General features: G+C 50.1%; 1 protein-coding gene. It reads right to left on the bottom strand.

Features of this window, described 5'->3' with window-relative positions; genetic code table 11:
- Complete coding sequence (locus Q1A20_RS26070) at positions 1-828, bottom strand: hypothetical protein (RefSeq protein ID WP_299919731.1); 828 nt, start codon at positions 826-828, stop codon at positions 1-3.
- Between the last annotated feature and the right edge of the window lie 214 nt (positions 829-1,042).

The following is a 1,042-nucleotide window of genomic DNA, read 5'->3' as shown; positions in this document are numbered from 1 at the left end:
CTAGAGGCGGCGTTGAGAGTATTGTTCGTTTAGCCGATCAACATCCAGCGAGTCCAAGAGCTCCTCTTCGGCATAGCCAAGACGCACTCCAAGCTTGACGGTCGCATCTACCAATCGAGGGCTTGGTTCAGCGATTTCCAGTGGCAACTTCCTTTGAACTTTATCCAGCGGAGCGGACTTCAAATCATATTCCGCCTCTGCAATAAGGCTATTCAGTAGGCTTGGAAGTCTCGGAGTGCTGCCTTGGTATAGGTCTTCAAAGCGAAAGACACCTGTGAAACCATTTCGGGTGTGCTGTTCGATCATGAACTGATTGAGTTCGAGCCAATGGAACAGATTGCGCTCAAACGGGCTGAATTTATCACCGCTTGCCGCAATCTCAGTGTAATGCACGCGTGGGTCTTCCGGGTGAACCATGGCAATGCGCTCAAAACGTCGCCCGTTTCGAACTTGAGGGACAAATAGGCCGTGCGTTGTAAGCGACGTAGCGACATGAAACGGGTTTCTTACCAGATGCGCAAACCTGAAATTCTCGGCAAAGCGATCAGCTAAGTAAGGCAGCCACGCGAAGGCAGGCCAACCGACTTCAAGGTAAGATTTCCCAGCGGCGATAGCATCCTCAATATCTATCAATTTACGTTGCAAAGAAATGTTTGCACCCAGCACTGCGGTGAATTTCCTTGGTTGCCTAAACACTCTCCTTGAAAAATAATTTGGACCAAGTGCTTCATGTTCGATGATAGCACCAGGATGCGCGCGCGCGGCGATTGCTGTGATATTCTGGGTTGAGGTACGACCGGTTGACAGAACGAAACCAACAGTCGCCATTGAAAACTAATTCCCCGAAAATCACGATTTGTCATTGAGTTATGCGCCGCCAAAATGAGGCAATTAAATGTGCGGCACAAGCGCAATTGTCCTGGCGCGGCAAATGTGTCTGACGTCAGCGCTTATGGGTGCAACTAGCCGTATTTGATAAGAGATTGGGACGCGGGCTCCTGACCGACATCTGACGTTGCTGTCGATCTCTAGTCCTGTACTC

Source organism: uncultured Roseobacter sp. (assembly GCF_947501835.1).
Lineage (GTDB): Bacteria > Pseudomonadota > Alphaproteobacteria > Rhodobacterales > Rhodobacteraceae > Roseobacter.
This window is presented reverse-complemented; position numbering and strand designations above follow the sequence as displayed.